The following is a 14,414-nucleotide window of genomic DNA, read 5'->3' on the forward strand; positions in this document are numbered from 1 at the left end:
TATCAGTAGATAAACAGATAAATATTGATTTTTTACAATCTATTTTTCGGTGACTTGTATTTTATTACTTTCTTAACTTCGCGCAGAATATACTTGGGACGTTTAATTATACCCTTAACCGGACGGTATATATACAACGCCGGAAGCAGAAGCTTGTGACGCGCAAAAAACGGATACTGTTTTTCAAGCGCCTTGCCGCTTATAAAGGTTCTGTCGAGCAGGTACTTGGTCTTTGCGCCTTTTGTGTCTTTGCCGTCAAGACTTCGGGTTAAGCCGTTATACTCCCCCTGAGCGACCGAGCCGTAAAGAGATGAATACAAAAACTCCGAGAGCAGCTCGGTATCCTCGCCGCTGAGCGGTTGAAAACCGAATAGTTTTAATGATAGCTCACGGCATTTGCGTTCAAATTTTTCGATTTTGAGTATCTCAAGCTCACGGCGGATATAGTCAAAATCAAGCTCGGTATGCGATTTCAGATATACATAGATATCAAGCAAAGGGCGAAGTCCTGTGCCGCTGTAGGTAAAATGTTTATATGTATGCGCTAAAATATAGATGTAAAAATCCTCGTCGGTTAATGCGTATTCGCAGTTTTCTTTGCACACCGCTTTTTCAATAATATTCTCATAGTAAGCGTCAAATTCGGGAACTGCGTCCTTTTCAAAGAGCAAACGGTGCATTTCAAATTCAAGCGTAGGCAGTTTTTTATAATTATCGTGATTAGTTAAGCGGTATTCTTCACATTCGTAGCCAAACGCTTCCATAATCTCCCTGACCTGCGCCATTTTTGAGGCGTCGCAGAGAATATCGTTGTCGGACATTTCGCGCATTCCGAATTCAGGGTAAAAGTCCTTTATAACAATCCCTTTGAGCGGCAAATACCAAATGCCTGCTTCGTTTAATTTTTCGCAGATTTTGCCGCGTTCAATGTCAAACAGCCCGAGCTTGCGCATTGATTTAAGCCTTGCCTGAGTAAAACGGCGCTCCTCTATTCCTGCGCTTTCGAGTGCAAACGAAACAGCCGCGCATAAAAAGTGTCTTTTCGCAAGCAAATAAAGCCCGTCAAAATCAATTTCACCGGGCTTAAGCTCACATTTCTTTTTATTTACCGCGCAAGAGATAAGATAAATAAGCGTTTCAGCTGTTTTAGAATAATCTGCCATATCAAGTAGTCCTGTTTTTGCCAAAAAGCAATTGATTATTTATTCGACTATTGCTCCGATTTTCCTTAGTTTAGAAATTACCGAGCGGACGTCCTCTGCCATTTCGTCGCGGCTGCCGTCGTATTTTTCGGCAAGCGCGTCGACAATTTTTTCCTCGGTAGTATCGTTTTTCAGACAGTCCAAAATAACATAGGCGGTATTGTTGCCCTGTCCCAAGCCGTGAAACGGCGCCTGAGCTGTCGGCACCAAAAGGGTTTCACCGCTGATTTTATGAACTAAAAATTCATCGTTGAGTTTCATTTTATCACCTATATTAATTTTTTATTCGTCTACAATTTCGGGAGGAAACAGGAAGTGAGCCGACAAGCCGATAAATCCGAGATAGAACACCGGACGGATTACCACTGTTCTCAGTACGCTGTCCTCCAACAACATTCCGTATGCTAAGAAAAGTATAATCTCAATAATCAAACTAAGTGCAAATAAAATCAAAGCAATTAACGGAAGAAAAACAACTGCCCTCGGAAAGAGCGGAAGCCTTCTGAGAAAGAATGTGTAGTATAGGAACAATATTACCATAGCCGCAAGCGTAAAAAAGTACGCGCAGCCGTACAAAATAGTTTCGTGGTGTGAAACGTCAAAAAATCAATAACCTTCACTACCATACGGAGCTTTAGCACAAATATAAAGAACAGAGATACAATAAACATTGTGCTTCTGAGCATTAAAAAGCGGATATCGTCGGACACAATCAGCGACGTAAACAAATAGGCGGAAAGGATTGCGAACAACACCGCCACGGCTGCAAGAATTACAAGACCGATTGCAGGCAGATAGCTTCGTCCTCTGATTATAACAAAAACATTATACGCCGCATATACCGCAAACATTAATCCCGTTAGTACAGTAATCAATTTTTTCAGCGAAAACGTCTGTTTGATATTATCCTCCAAAAAAACGTATAGCTGTGTTTGCCTGCAACGCAAACACAGCCGCATCAAAGCAAGGACATCAATACACGTCCTTATATTAGAACCAATTACCGGGATTTTTCAGACTCCGGTTTGCAACATAAGAGTTTTCAAGTAATGCTTCAGGACTAACAGGATCGGGCGTTACTTCTGATGTGGTAATAACATCTTCTTTATCAAATTATGTAATTGTTGAATCCTCACGATTATAAACAGATTTCATTAATTACACTCCCAAATCTTATGGTTGAAAAATAATACGTCCCCATCCGTCGTCATCTGTCGGTGGTTGTGTGGGCGCTTCGGTGGTAGGTTGAGCAGTAGTCGCAACCGGAAACTCAAAGAATTCTCCGATTGAATACGGTAATTCAATCTCAGCTACCCATTTTTGAATAGTCACAGCGTCTTCAAGCTTAATTTCACCGTCACCGTCAACATCTGCGGCATATTCCGAAAAATCATCCCCCACGGGAAGCTCAACAAGAAACATCTGAATACTTGTTACGTCGCTAATTGTAACATAACCGTCGCCGTTAGCGTCACCGAGTATGTATCCTTCGGAATTACTGTTGCTTTCCGCAAGCGTATTTCCTGCAAAAACGGTAACAGTACCGAATAAAAACAAAGCTGCGGCGCTAATCAATGCCAATGTGATTTTGCGTATTTTAAAGGTCATCGATATTCACCTCTGCGTTATCTCTGTATCCCGAACCGGACTTTGCGGCAGAATCCTGATTAGAAGAGCCGGATTTTGAACTATTGCTGTTCTCCTTCTGACTTGTTTTGCTCTCTGTTCCCTGCTTAACGCTCTCTTGTGAGTTATTTTCAGCGTTTTTCTGAGCAGACGAGCTTGCGCCATTTATCTGTGAAGCGCTGCTGCCATCTCCGTTGGCGGATTTACTGCCGCCTGCGTTATTTTGATTTGAATTGGAATCGTTTTTAGAGTTATTATTTGATTCTTTATTTACAGAATTTTCCGATTTACTCTCAGCGGAAGAAGCGCCTGTTGATGAAACCGTTGTCTGTGATTTGGATACCGGTTGCTCTGTGCTGCTCTGCGAATTGCTTGATTGAACGTCTTTGTTACCGCCGCACGCCGAAAAACATAAAACAACAGCAACAAGAATAGCCACAAGTATCAAATTAAGCTTAGACAAATCTTTCACCTATAAAAAACATAAATATCTAAGTACAAATACCGATTAATACAGCACTAAGCCGTAATATCATTATTTGCACCAATTAATCAGAAATGTGTTTACATATTTAGTATATATTACAACAAAACAGTAAAAATGTCAATACTTAAGCAAAAGCTGCCAATTTATGCTAAATAATAAAGTGCGATTGACTGCTTCGGCTTATAGTATAGGTTCAGCTCGTTTGTTGCGGCGTGTTGAAAAGTAAAGGTTGGTGTAACTCACTCCTTAAAAACGTCACACCGTGACGTTTTTGCCTCCCTTCGGTCGGCACAGTCGCCTTCAAGTCCCTACTCGCAATCCAAAACAAAAAAGGACTTCCGAAGAAGTCCTTTTTGTTTTGGTGCGAGTGACTACTTCGGCTTATAGTATAGGTTCAGCTCGTTTGTTGCGGCGTGTTGAAAAGTAAAGGTTGGTGAAACTCTCTCCTTAAAAACGTCACACCGTGACGTTTTTGCCTCCCTTCGGTCGGCACAGTCGCCTTCAAGTCCCTACTCGCCTATTGGTACGAGTGACTGCTTCGGCTTATAGTATAGGTTCAGCTCGTTTGTTGCGGCGTGTTGAAAAGTAAAGGTTGGTGTAACTCTCTCCTTAAAAACGTCACACCGTGACGTTTTTGCCTCCCTTCGGTCGGCACAGTCGCCTTCAAGTCCCTACTCGCAATCCAAAACAAAAAAAGGACTTCCGAAGAAGTCCTTTTTGTTTTGGTGCGAGTGACGGGACTTGAACCCGTACGTCAAAGACACACGCCCCTCAAACGTGCCTGTCTGCCTATTCCAGCACACTCGCGATTATTAAGAGCTTTTTTGCTCAACAGTCGATATTATATCACAGTCGGGGATAATTGTCAATAGAATTAGCAAGAAAAATTTTATAACTTTTATTCTTCCTCAAACAGTGCCTGCATAAGCTTTTTTATTTTTCTGCTTCGGCGCTCGGTTTCCTCGGCGTTGAAAAAGCAACTTCCGTGTTCAAAATTCAGCACGTCGCCGTCCTTGATATTCTTTGGCAGGGATTTTACGTCGAGGCTTACGAAGTCGCCGTTTTCGCACTCGAGCACAGCTCTGCCGTTTTCAATTCTGTCTACGGTAAATCTTTTCATATTTATTCTCTTTCCATTGTCCTGAAGCCCGATTTAACGTCGAGATTTATTCCGTCGGAGGTGACGGCGATTGTCTGCAATTCGTCTGTGCGGTAGATTTCAGAGCCCTTGTTTTCGAGCCTTTTGAGCGTTTTTGTACTCGGATGTCCGTAGTCGTTATCCTCTCCTACGGATATTACCGCGATTTTCGGATTAACCGCGTCTATAAAGCTCTGCGGAGACGACGTGTCGCTTCCGTGGTGGCCTACCTTAAGAACATCGGCTGACACATCTGCGGTTACGGTTTTTAGCTCGCCTGTCTCGGCGTCGCCGGTATATAGAAAGCTCGTTTCGCCGTACTCAATCTTGATGATTATTGAGGTGTTGTTGAGGTTCTTTACGTCGGTATCGACCGGCGCTATGATATTGACATACAGCGAATTCTCCTCATCGCTGAGGATATTCACGCCTGCCTTGCCGTTTTTGACCTTCATCTTCTTTTTCTTGACAGCTTCGAGGAGCTTTTCATAGGTATATGTATTTGTACTCGCGTTCGGGAGATAAACCGAGCCGATGTCAAAATTCCTAACTATATACGCCATCGAGCCGATATGGTCGGAATGAGGGTGCGTGCCGACAAGGTAGTCGATTTTATCGCGACCGCAGTCCTCGATATACTTTATTATTGACGCGCCGTGGTAGTTCTCTCCCGAGTCAATCAGCATAGTCTCGCCGTTTGGAAGCTCGATGAAAATCGAATCCCCCTGCCCTACATCAAGGTAATGCGAGACAAGCGTTTTGCCGTTTGGGTAATACAGCCTCGGGATATCAAAGATAAATAAGCTGTCGCAGGATGACAGGGTGAAAATCGCCGCCAAGCACAACGCTACAGCGCAGATTAGTCTTTTAATTTTCAATCCTGTCATCCTCCTGTTCTTTTTAAGAAGCCTTACCTGTGTAAAGCTGATAATACTTGCCCTTTTGCTCAAGAAGCTGGTCGTGAGTACCGCGTTCAATAATTCTGCCCTGCTCCAATACGATAATGCAGTCAGAGTTCTTGACGGTGGACAGTCTGTGGGCGATTACGAACGTCGTCCTGCCCTTCATCAGCTTATCCATACTCTCCTGCACCATTTTTTCGGTACGTGTATCAATTGAGCTTGTCGCCTCGTCGAGAATGAGCGCAGGCGGATCTGCAACGGCAGCTCTTGCAATTGCGAGCATTTGCCGCTGACCTTGGCTGAGATTTCCGCCGTCAGCCTTGATAACCGTCTGATAACCGTTCGGAAGCTGGCGAATAAAGCTGTCGGCGTTAGCGAGCTTAGCCGCGCTGATAACTTCCTCATCGGTAGCGTCAAGCCTGCCGTAGCGGATATTCTCCATAATTGTATCGCTGAAAAGGTCGGTCTCCTGCAAGACTATGCCGAGCGAACGGCGCAGGTCAGCCTTCTTGATTTTGTTGATATTGATTCCGTCATAGCGGATTTTGCCGTCCTGAATATCGTAAAAGCGGTTAATCAGGTTGGTAATTGTGGTTTTACCGGCGCCGGTCGAGCCTACAAAGGCGATTTTTTGACCGGGCTTTGCGTAAATGCTGACGTTATGGAGCACCATTTTGTCGTCGGTATATCCGAAATCAACGTCATCCATAACGAGGTCACCCTCGAGCGGCTTGTACTCGACCTCGCCTGTCGCCTGATGAACGTGCTTCCACGCCCAAAGACCTGTGCGAGTCTCGCTCTCGGTAAGCTCGCCGTCCTTATTAACGGCGTTGACAAGGGTAACGTAGCCGTCGTCGGACTCGCTCGGCTCGTCGAGGAGTTCAAAAACTCTCTCCGCGCCTGCAAGTGCCATTACAATGCTGTTAATCTGCTGGCTGAGCTGGTTAATCGGCTGTGAAAAGCTCTTGTTAAAGGACAAAAAGCTGACTATTCTACCGAGGGTTATCCATGCTCCGCCCGAAACGAGGAACAGCACGCAGCCTGCGATTGCGCACAAAACGTAGCTTACATTGCCGAGCTGCGCGTTTACAGGCATAAGGATATTGGCGAATTTATTGGCGTTGTAGGCGCTGTTAAAAAGCTGTTCGTTGAGCTCCTTAAACTCCTCAACGCTCTTTTTCTCGTGATTAAATACCTTTACAACCTTCTGGCCGTTCATCATTTCCTCGATATAGCCGTTTTCCTTACCGAGGTCCTGCTGCTGCGCCAAGAAGTACTTACCGCTTTTTGAGGCGATTGTCTTTGTCGCGAGCATCATCACGCCGACCATACCGATTGAAAGAGCTGTCAGCGGAATACTGAGCATTATCATACTGACGAGCACGGATACGATTGTGATTGCGCTGGAGAACATCTGCGGCATACTCTGGCTTATCATCTGTCTGAGAGTATCAACGTCGTTTGTATATACGCTCATAATGTCGCCGTGGGGATGGGTGTCGAAATACTTAATCGGCAGGCTTTCCATATGCTCAAAAATACGGCAGCGAAGGTCGCGCATTGTGCCCTGGGTTACGTAAACCATAATTTTTGAGTAGGCGAACTGCGCCGCCGCTCCGATTAAATAGAACAGCGCTACGCGAGAAATTGCCATCAACAGCGGTGTAAAGTCGGCAGGATTGCCAGCCGAAACGCTCTGCACCATCGGAGTGATGTAGTCGTCAATCAGCTTTTGGATAAACATTGTGCCCTGAACGTTCGCGAGCACGCTGACAATAATACAGACGAACACAATTGAAAGGTGAAGCTTGTATCTTTTGAAAATAATTCCGAGCAGCCTTTTGAGCGTTTTCATCGGATTTTTAACCTTCGGTTTGGGCTGCATATTTTTTCTTCCGCGCAGTGCCGGCATACTACATCTCCCCTTTCTTGTCAAAATCGCCGTTGCCGACGGTCTGGGCAACGTAGATTTCTTTATAGATTTCGCAGGAGTCCATAAGCTCGTCGTGAGTGCCGACGGCGTTAATCTCGCCGTTGTCCATTACAACAATACGGTCGGCGTTCTCTACGCTCGAAACGCGCTGAGAGATAATGAGCTTGGTGGTGTCGGGAATTTCCTCGGCAAATGCCCTGCGGATTTTGGCGTCGGTCGCGGTATCAACCGCGCTGGTGGAGTCGTCGAGAATAAGGATTTTCGGCTTTTTGAGCAGCGCTCTGGCTATGCACAGTCTCTGCTTTTGTCCGCCCGATACGTTAGTACCGCCCTGCTCGATTTTGGTGTTGTATTTGTCGGGGAAGATCTGAATAAAATCGTCTGCGCAGGCAAGCTTGCAGGCGTTTATGCACTCCTCCTCGGTTGCATTTTCATTACCCCAGCGGAGGTTGTCGAGGATTGTACCGCTGAACAGCACGTTTTTCTGCAAAACTACTGATACTTTATCGCGTAAAGTTTCGAGGTCGTATGTGCGGACATCCTTACCACCTACCTTGACCGAGCCGGAATTTACTTCGTAAAGTCTGCCGATAAGGTTGACAAGGCTGGTTTTTGAGCTGCCTGTTCCGCCGATAATTCCTATTGTCTCGCCTGATTTTATTCTTAGGTTAATATTGTTCAGTACGGGACGTTCGCTTTTTTCGCTGTAGCTAAAAAACACATTTTCAAAATCAATGCTGCCGTCGGGAACATTGAAGTCGGGATTTTCGGGATTTTTAAGCGTTGTTTCTTCATCAAGCACGCCTGCGATACGCTTTGCGCTTGCCATACTCATTGTGAGCATTACAAAAATCAGCGCGAGCATCATAAGGCTCATAAGAATTTGCATACAGAAGGTCAGCATACTTGTCAGCTCGCCTGTGGTAAGCTCGCTGCCGACTATCATATTCGCGCCGAACCAGCTAATCGCTATCATTGAGCCGTAGATTGTCAGCATCATAAGCGGAGATACCGATACCATCATATTCTCCGCCTTAACAAAGAGCTTGTAGAGCATATAGGTCGCTTTGTTGAACTTTTTAACCTCGTAATCCTCGCGGACATAAGCCTTTACCACGCGGATTGATGATACGTTCTCCTGAACGGAAGCGTTGAGGTCGTCGTAACGCTCGAAAACCTCGGAGAACAGCTTATAGGTCTTGCTGATTATAAAGATAAGCACAACCGCCAAAAACGCGATTGCCACAAGGTAAACCGTCGCAAGCTTTGCGTTAATCAGCATTGTCATTGTCATAGCCGCGATGAGGTTTATTGGCGCTCTGAAGCAGATGCGCAAAATCATCTGGTAGGCGTTTTGCAGGTTGGTGACGTCGGTTGTCATTCTGGTAACAAGACCTGCGGTGGAATATTTGTCAATATTCGCGAACGAAAAGCTCTGGATATTTATAAACATAGCTTCCCTGAGGTTCTTTGCAAAGCCTGCGGAAGCCTTTGCTCCGTACACTCCGCCCATATAGCCTGCAAATAACGCCACAAGCGCGCAGAGTATCATTATCAACCCTGTGGTGACAACGTGGTTTAAGTTGCCCTTTGACACGCCGTCGTCAATCATAGTCGCCATAAGCATGGGGATTATGGTTTCCATTACGACTTCGAGAATCATAAACAGCGGCGTCATCACCGACTCTTTGATATACCCCTTAATATGTACAGCTAAGGTTTTTATCATACTATCTCTCCTTTGAATTACTCCGATACCCTAACGTTTCTTCCTTTTATTCTTTCTGAGAATTTTATTATCTATAAAATGCTTAATCTGAACATGGTAGTGGCAGTTGATTTCCGCTCCGAACATCAAAAACAAAATACAAAAGTACAGCCACACCATCATTACCGCGGCCTTTGAAAGACTGCCGTAAATTGAAAAGCCGTTGAAATCGCCCACGTAAATTGAAATTCCCCACGAGAGCAATATCCACGCCGTGGCGCACAGCAATGAGCCCGGAAGCTGATATATTAACTTATATTCCGCGCGGGTTTCGTGCGTGAGGTTCGGAAGGTTGCGGTAGATAAATGAAAACAAAAAGACCAGATAAACAAAGATTATTATAAACCTGAACCTGTATAACACCGCGACAATATTCGGAAGCTCGGGCACGTGCTGAGCTATGGCGTTTTGGATTGACGAGCCAAGCACGATTACAAAGGCTGTGGCAAACAGGATAAACACAAACACAACCGTGTAGAACATCGCCCTGAACCGCACCAAGAACCAGTTGCGGTTTTCGTATGTATGATGAATACGGTTAAGTCCGCTTGTTATAGCGTGAACGCCCTGCGCCGCCGACCACAGCGTAAAGAACATTGTAATCAACGGCACGCTCACCGAGCCCTTGTTTACGTTGCCTAGGAAGTTTGAAATTTGCGCCGACACCGCGTCGTTAAAAATAATCCTGAAAAAGCGGTCGAACTTGCTCACGGGAATATTCAGGTTTTGCAGAATTGATACCGCGAACATCGCAAACGGAATTAAGGCCAACAGCAAAAAGAATGCGGATTGGCCTGAGATTGCAAAAATATTGTCGTCCTCAATCTTTTTGAGAAACGGCGAGATTGCTCCGAAAAACTTCTTTACCTTTTTGTACATCGAAATTATTTACCCTCTTTTTTCGACTGCACGTTGTAGGAAATCCTCGTCAGCAAGTTTTCGGGCAGGAAATGCTCGAAAAACTTGACGGTTTTCATCAAAAATCCGGGGATAATAATTATTTTGCCCTGTCTTGCCTTGTCAAAGGCATAACGCGCAACGTCACGCGCGTTTAGCCCCTTGGTGGTAAAGCGGACGTTCGCGACGTTGTTGAAGTTCGTCTCGACCGGTCCGGGACAGAGTACGGAAATTTTCACCTTACTGCCGTCGCGCCTGAGCTCCTCGTTGATTGCCTGGGTAAGGCGGACAACGTAGTTTTTGGACGCGTAGTAGCTCGACAGCTTCGGCCCTGCGGAAAAGCCTGCCATTGAGCCGACGTTTAGGATAAGTCCGCTGTTTTTGCTCTGCATATCCTTCAAAAAGCACTTTGTGAGGATATGAACCGAGCTTACGTTGGTGTGGATAAGCTCGACCTCGCGCTCGAGCGGAACGTTGAGGAACTTGCCGAACGCTCCGAAGCCTGCGTTGTTGATGAGCACGTCGATATCTTCTTCCTTTAGGTGCTCGTACAAATCAAAAGCGTCGGATTCGCGCGAAAGGTCAATTGTAATTACTCGCACGCTGACGTTTTTAATCTCGTCCTTAAGGGCGTTAAGCTTGTCGGTACTGCGCGAGCAGATTATCAAATCGTAGCCGAGCTCAGCGAGATACAGGGCAAATTCCCTGCCTATTCCCGAGCTTGCTCCTGTTATTAAAGCTTTCATCAATTACTCCTTTTCGGCAACGGCGCAAAGCCACGTCGTGCCGGATTTTACATAGGTGCGGATATTGAGATATCCTGCTCTGTCGAGCATTTCGTAAATGCCCTCGCGCGATACTGCTTCAATACCGAGCCTCTCCTCGACCTTTTTCCACTTATCGGGATCTTTTTCGTCCTTTAACATTTCAAAGACGAGCAAGAGCTTTCCGCCGGGCTTGAGAACCCTGAAAACCTCCTTTAGGTCGTTTAGCTTGTCAGGCCAAAAATAGTAGGTTTCTACGGCGGTTACGTAATCAAACTTGCTGTCCTCAAACGGCAGTGCCGAAACAGATGCCTGCGAGAACTTAACCTTGCCGCAGAGCACATTTTTATGATTTAGCTTTTCTGCCTTTTTTATGCATAAATCCGAGTAATCAATGCCGTAAACCTTGCCTGAGCCTACCATATTCGCAAGCTTACCGACGGTTTTTCCGCCGCCGCAGCCAATATCACACACGTAATCTCCGGATTTAATATCAATATGGCACAACGCCCAGTCGGTAAGGTCGGAGTGCCCCTTGTTCATTGAACGAATCATCAACTTGCCCCAAAAGCCCTCGGGCTTTACGGCGTTTTCTACCAGCTTATGATACTTCATTTTATCACTTCCATAAATCACAAGATATATCTATACGAATATATTATATAACTCCAAAGGGTGTGCAGTCAAGTTAAATAAATATCAAATTATCGACATTCACGAACATAAAATTGCTTTTATAAATTGAATTCTGCAAATTCTTTTTGTATAATGAACTAAGGCAGGTGATTTTATGAATCAGTTAAAGCTGTTTAACCTTGCATGGCCTATATTTATCGAAACCGCGCTGTTTATGCTGCTTGGCTTTGTCGATGTTTTTGTGCTGAGCCGTTACGACGACTTGGCGGCTTCGGCAGTTGGCACGGCTAATCAGGCGGTGTCGATTGTAACGATAGTTTTTACGGTTATCTCAGGCGCGAGCGCGGTGCTGATTTCGCAGTATTTGGGCGCTGAAAAACGCGAGAACGCCTCGCGGATTGCGGCACTCTCGCTTACAATTAACTTTATATTCGGAATTGTGATAAGCCTTGGGCTTGTGCTGTTCAACAGGCAAATTCTAAGCTTTATCGGCGCTAAGGGACAATTGCTTGAGCTTTCGGGGCAGTACCTTTCAATCGTCGGCGGATTTATATTTTTGCAGGCGGTGCTGAGCAACGCTTCCGTTATTATCCGCAACCACGGACTGACAAAAATCACGATGTACGTCACGGTTGGAATGAACATCGTCAACACCGGACTTGACGTGCTGTTTGTACTCGGGCTGCTGGGATTTCCGAAGCTCGGCGTTACGGGCGTTGCGATTGCCACGACATTCAGCCGTATTGCCGGAATGATTGTGCTCGGCATTGTACTTTTTACCAAGGTTGAAAAGCCCTCGATTTTCAAGCTGTTAAAGCCGTTCCCCAAGGGCGATTTGAAGGACATTTTCAAAATCGGCATACCGTCGGCGCTGGAGACTTTTTTGTACAACCTCTCGCAGCTTGTGATTACGTCGCTGGTGCTCAACTTCCTGACGGAAGCTGAGCTTATCACAAAAACCTACGTTCAAAATATAACCATGTTTTTCTATCTTTTCGCGGTGGCGATTGCCCAGGCTTCTCAGATTATCACAGGGCATTTGGTCGGCGCGAAAAAAACGGAAGAAGCATACCGTCAGGGCTTTCGCTCGTACTCCTTCGCGCTCGCGATTGCGGCAGGAATTTGCGTAATCGGCGTGATTTTAAGATCTCAGCTAATGGGGATTTTCACCGCGGACGAGGCGGTTATAACGATGGGCGCGAATATTCTTTTGATTAACACCGTACTGGAGTTCGGCAGGACGACAAACATTGTTTTGATTGCCTGTCTGCGAGGCTCGGGGGACGTGTACTTCCCCACCTTCTGCGCGATTTTCTCAAACTGGCTGATAAGCGTTTTGGGCTCGTACCTTTTAGCGGTTGTGTTCGGTATGGGAATTTACGGCTTGTGGATTGCCCTTGCCGCCGACGAATGTATCCGCGGCGTTATGATGATTTTGCGCTGGAAAAGCGGAAAGTGGAAAACAAAAAGAGTTGTTAAGGAATAAAAAGTTACGGTTCTAACCTCAGTTGAGATTAGAACCGTTTTTATCAGTTATTTTCTTCCATAAACTTTAGCTGTTTATTAATCATATTCGCGCACATATAGACGTTGCCGCCGCCCATTGTGAGGATAAGGTCGCCCTCCTTGGCGTTTTGGCACACGTAGTCGGTAATCTCCTCAAAGGTCTTGCGGTAAACGCTGCCGGGGATTTTCGCCGTCAGGTCTGTGGCGTAGATGTTATATGTGTTGGTCTCTCTTACCGGCAAAATCTCGGACACAATTGCAACGTCGGGGATTTTGAGCGCCTCGGCAAAGTCGTCAAGGAGCATTGCGGTTCTTGAGAAGGTATGCGGCTGGAACACCGCCCAAACCTTGTTAAAGCCCATCTGCATTGCGGCGTTGAGCGTTGCCGTGAGCTCGGTGGGATGGTGAGCAAAGTCGTCCGCAACGGTGATTCCGCAGGGAGTTCCGAGAATTTCGAAACGTCTGTGAACTCCGCCGAACTTGTGCAGATTTTCGGAAATTTCGTTCGGGGTTGCGCCGAGATAATGAGCCGTCGCCGCCGCCGCGAGGGAATTATAAATATTGTGTCTGCCGGGCACAATCAGCTTTACGCTCGTGAGCTTTTCGCCCTTATAGAGCAGGTCGTACTGCTCGTGAACGCCCTTGTCGGCGCTTATGTTAACCGCGCGGTAATCGCAATTCTCGCCGAAGCCGAAGGTGATTTTTTCTATGTCAACGTCCTTAACCGCGTCGAGGGTGTTTTGGTCGTCGCCGTTGATAACGAGCAGACCTGTTGTCTGCTTGGAGAACTGGTTGAACGACTTTTTGATGTTGTCGAGGTTCTTAAAATAGTCGAGGTGATCCGCGTCGATATTGAGGATAATAGAGATAAACGGATTTAGCTGCAGGAAGGTGTCAACGTACTCGCACGCCTCGCAGACGATGATGTCGCTCTGACCTACGTAGCTGTTGCCGCCGATGAACGGAAGCTTTCCGCCGATAATCGCGGACGGGTCAAAGCCGCTGCCGATTAAAATTTGCGAGAGCATAGCGGTGGTTGAGGTCTTGCCGTGAGTGCCCGAAACGGCGATTGAACGCTTGTATCTTCTGCACACAACTCCGAGCATTACGCTGCGCTCAATGCAGGGAATTCCCTGCTCCACAGCCGCCTTGCGCTCGGGGTTGGTCTCTTTAACCGCCGCGGAATATACAACAAGCTCCGCGCCCTTGATATTCTCCGCCGCGTGTCCCATATAAACGGGAATTCCATAGCCCTTCATTTTGTCAAACGTTTCGCCCTCGTTCATATCAGAACCCGAAATCTCAAAGCCCTCGCTCATCATAATCTCGGCAATCGGGCACATTCCGCTGCCGCCGATACCGATAAAATGAATTCGCTTTATCTCATTAAGTAATTTATCGTAATCCATAAGTACAACTCCGTTCAGAATGTTTTGTGCTATTTACATTAACTTTAATTATAAGCTATTTTTCAGAAAAAATAAATACCTAAATACAATTTTCTTAAAATGTTGCCAAATAAGCGTAAAAATGGTAAGATAATATTATAAGTTTA

General features: G+C 45.9%; 15 protein-coding genes and 1 tRNA gene. 1 reads left to right on the forward strand and 15 read right to left on the reverse strand.

Annotated features, from left to right (window positions below):
* Positions 1-32: 32 nt before the first annotated feature.
* From AB1I50_RS02695 to AB1I50_RS02760, 14 genes are all read right to left on the reverse strand, one after another.
* A complete protein-coding gene (locus AB1I50_RS02695; RefSeq protein WP_407724671.1) occupies positions 33-1,163 on the reverse strand; it encodes a nucleotidyltransferase domain-containing protein in 1,131 nt (376 codons plus the stop codon).
* A gap of 39 nt (positions 1,164-1,202) precedes the next feature.
* Positions 1,203-1,463, reverse strand: coding sequence for a PqqD family protein (locus tag AB1I50_RS02700; protein WP_407724672.1), 261 nt, complete (start codon positions 1,461-1,463; stop codon positions 1,203-1,205).
* Between the two features lie 21 nt (positions 1,464-1,484).
* Positions 1,485-1,742, reverse strand: coding sequence for a hypothetical protein (locus tag AB1I50_RS02705; protein WP_407724673.1), 258 nt, complete (start codon positions 1,740-1,742; stop codon positions 1,485-1,487).
* Entirely contained in the window at positions 1,736-2,077 is a 342-nt protein-coding gene (locus AB1I50_RS02710) for a hypothetical protein (RefSeq protein WP_407724674.1), read from the reverse strand. Before AB1I50_RS02710 ends, AB1I50_RS02705 begins: the two co-directional genes overlap by 7 nt.
* Before the next feature lie 298 nt (positions 2,078-2,375).
* Positions 2,376-2,810, reverse strand: a complete 435-nt coding sequence (locus AB1I50_RS02715; protein WP_407724675.1) for a dockerin type I repeat-containing protein — start codon at positions 2,808-2,810, stop codon at positions 2,376-2,378.
* Complete coding sequence (locus AB1I50_RS02720; RefSeq protein ID WP_407724676.1) at positions 2,800-3,291, reverse strand: hypothetical protein; 492 nt, start codon at positions 3,289-3,291, stop codon at positions 2,800-2,802. The genes AB1I50_RS02715 and AB1I50_RS02720 overlap by 11 nt, the downstream gene beginning before the upstream one ends.
* 747 nt (positions 3,292-4,038) lie before the next feature.
* Positions 4,039-4,122: transfer RNA gene (locus tag AB1I50_RS02725), tRNA-Leu, on the reverse strand.
* A gap of 91 nt (positions 4,123-4,213) precedes the next feature.
* Positions 4,214-4,435, reverse strand: coding sequence for a DUF3006 domain-containing protein (locus AB1I50_RS02730; RefSeq protein WP_407724677.1), 222 nt, complete (start codon positions 4,433-4,435; stop codon positions 4,214-4,216).
* 2 nt (positions 4,436-4,437) lie between these two features.
* The gene (locus tag AB1I50_RS02735; protein ID WP_407724678.1) at positions 4,438-5,331 is read right to left on the reverse strand and encodes a ComEC/Rec2 family competence protein; all 894 of its coding nucleotides are present in this window, start codon (positions 5,329-5,331) and stop codon (positions 4,438-4,440) included.
* 22 nt (positions 5,332-5,353) lie between these two features.
* On the reverse strand, positions 5,354-7,240 hold the full coding sequence (locus tag AB1I50_RS02740; protein WP_407724679.1) for an ABC transporter ATP-binding protein: 1,887 nt from the start codon (positions 7,238-7,240) through the stop codon (positions 5,354-5,356).
* 28 nt (positions 7,241-7,268) lie between these two features.
* Positions 7,269-9,017 (reverse strand): ABC transporter ATP-binding protein, encoded by a 1,749-nt coding sequence (locus AB1I50_RS02745; protein WP_407724680.1) that lies wholly within the window; start codon positions 9,015-9,017, stop codon positions 7,269-7,271.
* Between the two features lie 30 nt (positions 9,018-9,047).
* Positions 9,048-9,935: a YihY/virulence factor BrkB family protein gene (locus AB1I50_RS02750; RefSeq protein ID WP_407724681.1), complete on the reverse strand. Its 888-nt coding sequence runs from the start codon at positions 9,933-9,935 to the stop codon at positions 9,048-9,050.
* Positions 9,936-9,940: 5 nt separating this feature from the next.
* Positions 9,941-10,699 carry an SDR family NAD(P)-dependent oxidoreductase gene (locus AB1I50_RS02755; RefSeq protein ID WP_407724682.1) on the reverse strand — a complete coding sequence of 253 codons (759 nt, stop codon included), beginning with the start codon at positions 10,697-10,699 and terminating at the stop codon, positions 9,941-9,943.
* A gap of 3 nt (positions 10,700-10,702) precedes the next feature.
* Positions 10,703-11,332, reverse strand: a complete 630-nt coding sequence (locus tag AB1I50_RS02760; RefSeq protein WP_407724683.1) for a class I SAM-dependent methyltransferase — start codon at positions 11,330-11,332, stop codon at positions 10,703-10,705.
* Positions 11,333-11,507: 175 nt separating this feature from the next.
* Here AB1I50_RS02760 and AB1I50_RS02765 point away from each other — a divergent pair, with 175 nt between their 5' ends.
* Entirely contained in the window at positions 11,508-12,839 is a 1,332-nt protein-coding gene (locus AB1I50_RS02765) for an MATE family efflux transporter (protein ID WP_407724684.1), read from the forward strand.
* A 43-nt stretch (positions 12,840-12,882) separates the two neighbouring features.
* Here the strand turns inward: AB1I50_RS02765 and murC are convergent, their stop codons facing one another.
* Positions 12,883-14,268 (reverse strand): UDP-N-acetylmuramate--L-alanine ligase, encoded by a 1,386-nt coding sequence (gene murC, locus AB1I50_RS02770; RefSeq protein WP_407724685.1) that lies wholly within the window; start codon positions 14,266-14,268, stop codon positions 12,883-12,885.
* Positions 14,269-14,414: the final 146 nt, after the last annotated feature.

This window comes from Ruminococcus sp. NATIVEDY161 (assembly GCF_045819895.1).
Classification (GTDB): Bacteria; Bacillota; Clostridia; order Oscillospirales; family Acutalibacteraceae; genus Ruminococcoides.